We start from the raw sequence: 7,610 nt of genomic DNA on the forward strand, positions 1-7,610 counted from the left end.
GGCGGCCATACGCTGGAAGGCGATCGGGCAGGCCTGCCCGTTCCAGCCCAAATGGCCGCCCCAGGGGCCCCCAAACCACATCGCCCACATCGCCCGCGGAGGGTGGGGTTGCCTCTGGTGATGCTGATACGCGCAAACCAGCATTGCCACGGATCATGCTGTCCCGGCACCCGGCACCCGGCACCCGGCACCCGGCACCCGGCACCCGGCACCCGGCACCCGGCACCCGGCACCCGGCACCCGGCACCCGGCACCCGGCATGCCCGCTCTTCGACGCCCCGCGCCTCCGCCGACTACCCGGCTCCGTGCCCGCTTCCTGAGCCGCGCCGCCCGTACTTCCCGGCCTGCTTCCCGGTGGTGCGGCCGTCCTCCTGTCATGGGTGCAAAATCGGTCGCACTGGTCTCGGGGGCGGCGCACTCTGGGTATATGGATGCGCAGGTGCACGGGAATGTGGAGCTGTTCTGGAAGGTTGCGGGTCCGCACTTTCTCGCTGATCCGGTTCGCAACACCGTGGCGATCACCGTCATGGAGCGGGTGCTGGCGGGGACCGAGGTCGATCGGGCCGGCCTGTTGATGCTGACTGTGCACGACAACTCTGGTGCGCTGGTCGGTGCCGCTCTGCGTACTCCGCCTTGGCCCGTTCTTGTTGGTGGGCTGCCGCTGGCGGCTGTTCCGGCGACCGTCGATGCGATGGCCTTGCACGTGCCGGAGCTGAACTTCGTGTCGGGGCCGCGGGAGGTGGCTGAGGCGTTCGCGCGGGCTTGGACTGAGCGGACCGGGTGTGTCTCGCGGGTGCGGACGGCTATGCGGACGTTCCGGTTGGGGGAGTTGGTCATGCCGGAAGTGGTTGGGGCGGCTCGGATTGGCGGGCCGGGGGACCTTGAGCTGTTGGCGCGGTGGCGGGAGGCGTTCAGCCTGGCGGGGTTTGGGGCCTCGACCGTTGATGAGCGGGCTGGCGTGCTGGCGGCCTTTGAGGCTGGGGATCCGCACTTCCTGTGGGAGGTGGATGGGGTGCCCGTCTCGGTGGCTTTCACCAATGTGCCAAACGGGGGGATGGCGCGGATCCGGTACGTGTACACGCCGGCGGAGTTTCGCGGTAACGGGTATGCCTCGGCGGTTACGGCGGCGGCCTCGCAGTGGGCGTTGCGGCGGGGGGCTACCGATGTGGTGCTGTTCACCGATCTTGGGGATCCGGTGCCGAACCGGATCTATCCGCGGCTGGGGTATCGGCCGGTGCTTGATGTCAGCGAGATCGAGTTCTCAGCTGGGGCTGCTGACGGGGCGGTTGCGGACGTGGGAGGAGAACACCAGTGAAGTAGTGGTCTCGCCGTACTGCTGGGCGTGGTCGACCAGGCCCTCCAGTTCGCCCATGGACTTGCAGCGCACGCGCAGCAGCCAGCAGTCGTCGCCGGTCACGTGGTCGGCGTCGCACACCGACGGCAGGGCCAGCACCTGTTCCCGGAACCTCGGCGAGTCCAGGCTCCGGACCCTGACCCGGACGATGGCCTGAATGGGCAGGCCGAGCAGTTGGGGGTCGACCACCGCGGCGTAGCCGGTGATCACTCCCAGCTGCTCCAGTCTGCGGACTCGCTCCGTGGTGGCCGGGGCGGACAGGTTGACCCGGCGGGCCAGTTCGGTGAAGGTCATCCGGCCGTCCTGTTGGAGGTGTTCCAGGATGCGCCAGTCCAGGTCGTCGAGGTCCACGGAAAATATCCCTCGTCAAAGCTCGGTTTTCGCGGGGAAACACAGGCACAGCCAGGCTAGAACCAGGAAGGGGCCATGTTCGAGCGCGTCCCACTGCCCGAGAATTTTCCCCATGCAGACCACATCGAACGTGCTTCGTTTCCCGCCGGCCGAGCCCGAGGTGGCGGCCGCGCACTTCGCCGCGGAGCTTGCCTTCGAGGCGGATCCGGATGATGTGCATCGGGATCTGGTGGCGGGGACGGCCGATGGGTATGTGCTGGTGGAATGCCGGCGGGGGGAGGCGTTCGCGGCCGCGCGGATTCCGGGGGCGATCAACCTCCCGTATGCCGAGCTGACGGCGGAGAGCACGGCGGGGCTGGACCGGGGGCTGGTTTATGTCTGCTACTGCGAGAGCTTTGAGTGCAATGCGGCGACCAAGGGAGCGGCGCGGTTGGCGGGGCTGGGGTTTCGGGTGAAGCGGTTGTCCGGGGGTATTCGGGCCTGGATGGCGGCGGGGTATCCGGTGCAGGGGGCGGCGGGGCCGGGTGATCACGTCCACCGGGCGGTGGCCTGCGCTTGCTGACGGGCAGCGCCTAGGCTTTCTGGCATGACCCCGGTGCTTGTTGTCCAGCCCTCCGATCTGGATCCGCTCGGCCCGCTCGCCGACTGGCTACTGGACGCCGGCGCCGAGATCCACCTGGTCCGCGCGGGGCAGGAGCCGATCCCGGCGAGCCTGGACGGCTACCAGGCGGTGGTGTGCCTCGGCGGGGAGATGGGCGCCTACGACGACGCCGAGCACCCCTGGCTCAAGGACGTCCGGGCGCTGCTCGCACATGCGGTGGCGCGGCGGGTGCCGGTGCTGGGGATCTGCCTCGGCGGGCAGCTGCTGGCGGCGGCGACCGGAGGACAGGTGCGGCCCGGGGAGGCCGGGCCGGAGGTGGGCACGCTGCTGGTGGCCAAGCGGGACGCGGCGGCGCAGGACCCGCTGTTCGGGCCGATGCCGATGACGCCGGACGTGCTGCAGTACCACTCCGACGAGATCGCGACCCTGCCCGGCGGGGCGACGCTGCTGGCCTCCTCGCCGAAGTACCCGAACCAGGCCTTCCGGGTCGGGGACAACGCCTACGGGCTCCAGTTCCACATCGAGACCACGCCTGAGCTGGTGCGACGCTGGGCGGAGCACTCGCCGGAGGAGGCCGCGTTCGCGCCGCGCGGTCACCTGGAATATGAACACCTCGTGGAGCGGCACCAGGACCTGGCCGAGGTGTGGCAGCCGTTCACCGAGCGGTTCGTCAAGCTGGCCTCGGGTGAGCTGAGTGCGGCGGCGCCCGGTCGCCGGCTGCCGCTGGTGTAGCGGATGACCTTCACCGATCCCAGGGCCACCCCCTCGCCCGCGCGGTTCGGGCTGACCGATCCGCGGGCCGCGGACCTGCTCGGAGAAGTCGGCTGGTGGGGCAGGCCCGGCGCGGAGACCAAGCTCGCCGCGCTCTCCCGCAGCGCCGATCCCGACCTGACCCTGCGCAGCCTGGTCCGGCTGCGCGAGGCCCTCGGCGCCGGCTGGCCGGTGCTGGACGAGCGGCTGCACACCGAGGCCGGGCTGCGGGCCCGGCTGTTCGCGGTGTTCGGCGCCTCCAGCGCGCTGGCCGACTTCCTGATCGCCGACCCGGCCCGGCTGGACGCGCTGGACGGCGCGCTGGACGTGCCGCTGCCCGAGGTCGCCGAGCTGACCGGGCGGCTGCTCGCCGCGGTCGGCGCCGACCCCGCCGAGCCGGTGTGGCGCGCCCAGTTGCGCGGTGCGGAGGCGGTGCGGGCGCTGCGCGAGGCCTACCGGCTGGAGCTGGTGCGCATCGCGGCCGCCGACCTCGCGCCCACCGTCGACGGCACCGCGCCCGAGGTGTCCTACGAGACCGTCGCGGCACTGCTGTCCGACCTGGCCGGGGCAGCGTTGCAGGCCGCGCTGGCCGTGGGCGTGCGGGAGGTCGTGCCTGCCGACGCGGCGGAGCTGCCCTGCCGGATCGCGGTGATCGCGATGGGCAAGTGCGGGGCGCGCGAGCTCAACTACGTCAGCGATGTGGACGTCATCTTCGTCGCCGAGGGCGATGCCGGGATGGCCACCCGGCTGGCCGCGGCGCTGATGCGGGTGGCCGGCGAGGCCTGTTTCCAGGTGGACGCGGCACTGCGGCCCGAGGGCAAGGCCGGTGCGCTGGTGCGCACCCTGGACGGGCACGTCGCCTACTACAAGCGGTGGGCGCGGACCTGGGAGTTCCAGGCGCTGCTCAAGGCGCGGCCGGTGGCCGGGGACGCCGAACTCGGTCAGTCCTATGTGGACGCACTCGCGCCGATGGTGTGGTCGGCTGGGGACCGGGACCACTTCGTCGTCGACGTGCAGGCCATGCGGCGCAAGGTCGAGGAGCACGTGCCTGCCGGACTCGGCGACCGGGAGCTCAAGCTGGGCAGGGGCGGGCTGCGGGACGTCGAGTTCGCGGTGCAGCTGCTGCAGCTCGTGCACGGGCGCGGCGACGCCGAGCTGCGGGTGCTCTCCACCATGGACGCGCTGCGGGTGCTCGGGCACGGCGGCTACGTCGGGCGGGCCGACGCGGCCGGGCTGGCCGAGTCCTACCGGTTCCTGCGCACCCTGGAACACCGCCTGCAACTGCAACGGCTGCGGCGCACCCACCTCTTTCCCGCCGATGACGACCGGACCGGGCTGCGCTGGCTGGCCAGGGCCGCCGGGGTCCGGCCGGATGGGCGGCGCAGCTCCGGCTCGGTGCTGCAGGCCGAGTTCCGCTCGCACTGCAACCGGGTGCGGCGGCTGCACGAGAAGCTGTTCTACCGGCCGCTGCTGGAGGCGGTGGCCAGGGTGCCCAGTGAGGGGCTGCGGCTGTCCACCGAGTCGGCCACGCTGCGGCTGGCCGCGCTCGGCTACGCCGCCCCGGACGGCGCGCTGCGGCACATCGAGGCGCTGACCAACGGCGTGTCCCGGCGGGCCGCGATCCAGGGCGCGCTGCTGCCGGTGCTGCTGGACCTGTTCGCGCACAGCCCCGATCCGGACGGCGGGCTGCTCGCCTACCGCCGGGTCTCCGAGGCGCTGGCCACCACACCCTGGTACCTGCGGCTGCTGCGGGATGAGGGCGCGGTGGCCGAGCGGCTGGCCTTCCTGCTGGGCACCTCGCGGGTGGTGCCGGACCTGCTGGTGCGCGCGCCGGAGGTGCTGCGGCTGCTCGCCGACACCCCAGCGCTAGCCGGGCGCGACCCCGCCGAGGTCGCGACCTCCTTGCGCAGCACCGTTTCCCGCTACACCGACCCGGTCGCCGCGGTCACCGCGGCCCGGTCGATGCGCAGGCACGAACTGCTCAGGGTGGCCTGCGCGGACCTGCTCGGCGAGCTGGAGCTGCCCGCGGTGTGCGCCGCGCTGAGCAGCGTGTGGGTGGCGGTGCTGGAGGCCGCGGTGGACGCGGCCTGCCGCGCGGTCACCGCCGAACGCGGCTCGCGCCCGGCCAAGATCGCGGTGATCGGCATGGGCCGCCTCGGTGGCGCGGAACTCGGCTACAGCTCCGACGCCGACGTGCTGTTCGTGTGCGAACCCGTCGCCGGAGCCGAGGACAACGAGGCCGTGCGGTACGCGGCCGCGGTGGCCGAGCTGGTCCGCAGGCTGCTCGGCGCGCCCAGCCAGGACCCGGCGCTGCAGGTCGACGCCGACCTGCGGCCCGAGGGGCGCAGCGGGCCGCTGGTGCGCACCCTGGAGTCCTACCGCGCCTACTACACCCAGTGGGCCGAGGTGTGGGAGCAGCAGGCGCTGCTGCGGGCCCGGCCGGTGGCGGGCGATCCCGAACTGGGCCAACGGTTCCAGCGGATGATCGACCCGGTGCGCTACCCGGCCGCCGGGCTCGACCACGCCAGCGTGCTCAACATCCGCCGGATCAAGGCCAGGGTGGACGCCGAGCGGCTGCCCCGTGGCGCCGACCCGGCCACGCACACCAAGCTGGGCCGCGGCGGGCTCGCTGACATCGAGTGGACCATCCAACTGCTCCAGCTCCAGCACGCGCACACCGTGCCCGAACTCCGCACACCGTCCACACTGGACGGACTGGCCGCCGCGGAGACCGCGGGGCTGATCCAGCCCGCCGACACCGCCGCGCTGCTGGCGGCCTGGAACATGGCCACCCGCGCCCGCAACGCGGCCACCCTGGTGCGCGGCAAACCCACCGACCAGCTGCCCCGGCAGGGCCGGGAGCTGGCCGCGGTGGCCCGCGCCATGGGCTACCCGGCCGCCACCGATCCCGGGGAGTTCGTCGACGAGTACCGCAGGGTCACCCGTCGGGCCCGAGCGGTGGTGGAGCGGCTGTTCTACGATTCCTGACGGTGAAGGCAATCGCGTTCGAGGAGTTCGGCGGACCAGAGGTGCTGCGCCTCCAGGAGCTGCCGGACCCGATCCTCGGTCCGGAGAACTCGCTGGTCCAGGTGCGTGCCGCGGGGGTGAACCCGGTGGACTTCAAGATCCGCCAGGGCTACCTGCGGGGCGTGCTGCCGCACCACTTCCCGCTCATTCCCGGCTGGGACCTCGCCGGGGTGGTGACCGCGGTGTTCCCCAACGTCACCGAGTTCGCCCCCGGTGACGAGGTCTTCGGCTACATCCGCAAGGACAGCGTGCAGCACGGCGCCTACGCCGAGCAGGTCGCCGCCCCGCAGCGCGCCATCGTGCGCAAGCCGGCCGGCCTGGACTGGGTGACCGCGGGCGCGCTGCCGCTGGTCGGGCTGACCGCGTTGCAGGCGCTGACCGCGGCCGGGGTCGGTGACGGCGACACCGTGCTGGTGCACGCCGCCGCGGGCGGGGTCGGGCATGTCGCGGTGCAGCTGGCCAGGGAGCTGGGCGCCAAGCGGGTGCTCGGCACCGCCTCCCCGCGCAACCACGACTACCTGCGCGAACTGGGCGCCGAACCGGTCAGCTACGGCGAGGGCCTGGTGGCACGGGTGGCCGGGCTCGTCGGTGGCGACGGCAAGGTGGACGCGGTCGTCGACCTGGTCGGCGGTCAGGCCCTGGCCGACTCGCCGCGCCTGGTCAGGGACCCGGCCCGGCACTCCTCGATCGTCGGCGCCGAGGTGCTGGCCCAGGGCGGCAGGTACGTCTTCGCCCAGGCCGACCGGGCCCAGCTGACCTACCTCGGCGACCTGGCCGCGAGCGGGCGGCTGCGGGTGGACATCCAGCAGGCCTTCCCGCTGGCCGAAGCCGCCGCGGCGCACCGCCTCCTGGAGGAGGGGCACGTCCGCGGCAAGCTCGTCCTGACCGTCGGCTGAGCTACGGGGCGGCTTCCCCGGCAGGCACGGCGATCTCCTCGTCGTCCTCGTCGGGGAGGTCGTCCTCGTCGTCCTCCATGGGCGGCGCGTCGTAGACGTCGACCACCCACTCCTCCAGCAGCACCTCGCCGCCGTCGTCGGGGGCGCTCTGCAGGACCACGCGGTTGCGCACGGTCACGCCGAGTCCGAGCCGCTCGGCGGCCTCCAGGGACTCGACCGCGTCGGCGAGGTTGTCGTAGAAGTGGCTGACAATGCGGGTGGGCACATCGGGCTCGTCTTCGCGGAGACTGTCGGTCACGCCTGGCAAGCTACTCGCCGTGGAGCCGGAGTGCGGGGAGGCACGAGCGTGATCAGTCAGGCGGACTACCTGTTCTTCGTGGACCGGGCCCTGGACGGCATGACCGGCATCCTGCTCGGCCTCGGCGACGAGCTGGCCAACCGCAAGCCGGCGCTACCCGGGGCGAACACGCCGTACCAGGTCCTCACCCACTGCCTGGGCGTGGTCGAGTTCTGGGGCGGGCAGGTGGTGGCCGGGCGTGCACGGGGCCGGTGTAGCCGGCCTGCGAGACGTCCTTGGCGTTGGAGGGCTCCCACATCACCACGTACTCGTACTGCCCGTCGCCGTCCACGT

General features: G+C 72.6%; 8 protein-coding genes. 5 read left to right on the forward strand and 3 right to left on the reverse strand.

Features of this window, described 5'->3' with window-relative positions; genetic code table 11:
- Positions 1-427: 427 nt before the first annotated feature.
- Entirely contained in the window at positions 428-1,315 is an 888-nt protein-coding gene (locus ACWDY5_RS41195; protein WP_449727560.1) for a GNAT family N-acetyltransferase, read from the forward strand.
- On the opposite strand, the gene ACWDY5_RS41200 is transcribed toward ACWDY5_RS41195, so the two are convergent.
- Positions 1,262-1,705 carry an Lrp/AsnC family transcriptional regulator gene (locus ACWDY5_RS41200; RefSeq protein WP_449727561.1) on the reverse strand — a complete coding sequence of 148 codons (444 nt, stop codon included), beginning with the start codon at positions 1,703-1,705 and terminating at the stop codon, positions 1,262-1,264. The two genes, ACWDY5_RS41195 and ACWDY5_RS41200, sit on opposite strands and share 54 nt — an antisense overlap.
- Before the next feature lie 112 nt (positions 1,706-1,817).
- Here ACWDY5_RS41200 and ACWDY5_RS41205 point away from each other — a divergent pair, with 112 nt between their 5' ends.
- From ACWDY5_RS41205 to ACWDY5_RS41220, 4 genes are read left to right on the forward strand one after another with little or no spacing between them, the layout of a single operon-like run.
- Positions 1,818-2,267, forward strand: coding sequence for a rhodanese-like domain-containing protein (locus ACWDY5_RS41205; protein ID WP_449727562.1), 450 nt, complete (start codon positions 1,818-1,820; stop codon positions 2,265-2,267).
- 24 nt (positions 2,268-2,291) lie between these two features.
- Entirely contained in the window at positions 2,292-3,038 is a 747-nt protein-coding gene (locus ACWDY5_RS41210; RefSeq protein ID WP_449727563.1) for a type 1 glutamine amidotransferase, read from the forward strand.
- Between the two features lie 3 nt (positions 3,039-3,041).
- On the forward strand, positions 3,042-6,044 hold the full coding sequence (locus ACWDY5_RS41215; RefSeq protein ID WP_449727564.1) for a bifunctional [glutamine synthetase] adenylyltransferase/[glutamine synthetase]-adenylyl-L-tyrosine phosphorylase: 3,003 nt from the start codon (positions 3,042-3,044) through the stop codon (positions 6,042-6,044).
- A 2-nt stretch (positions 6,045-6,046) separates the two neighbouring features.
- Positions 6,047-6,979 carry an NADP-dependent oxidoreductase gene (locus ACWDY5_RS41220; protein WP_449727565.1) on the forward strand — a complete coding sequence of 311 codons (933 nt, stop codon included), beginning with the start codon at positions 6,047-6,049 and terminating at the stop codon, positions 6,977-6,979.
- 1 nt (position 6,980) lies between these two features.
- Here the strand turns inward: ACWDY5_RS41220 and ACWDY5_RS41225 are convergent, their stop codons facing one another.
- Together ACWDY5_RS41225 and ACWDY5_RS41230 are read right to left on the reverse strand one after the other, a co-directional pair.
- Positions 6,981-7,277 (reverse strand): hypothetical protein, encoded by a 297-nt coding sequence (locus ACWDY5_RS41225; protein WP_252486818.1) that lies wholly within the window; start codon positions 7,275-7,277, stop codon positions 6,981-6,983.
- Positions 7,278-7,461: 184 nt separating this feature from the next.
- Entirely contained in the window at positions 7,462-7,608 is a 147-nt protein-coding gene (locus tag ACWDY5_RS41230; protein ID WP_449727566.1) for a rhamnogalacturonan lyase family protein, read from the reverse strand.
- Positions 7,609-7,610: the final 2 nt, after the last annotated feature.

Source organism: Crossiella sp. NPDC003009 (assembly GCF_053591555.1).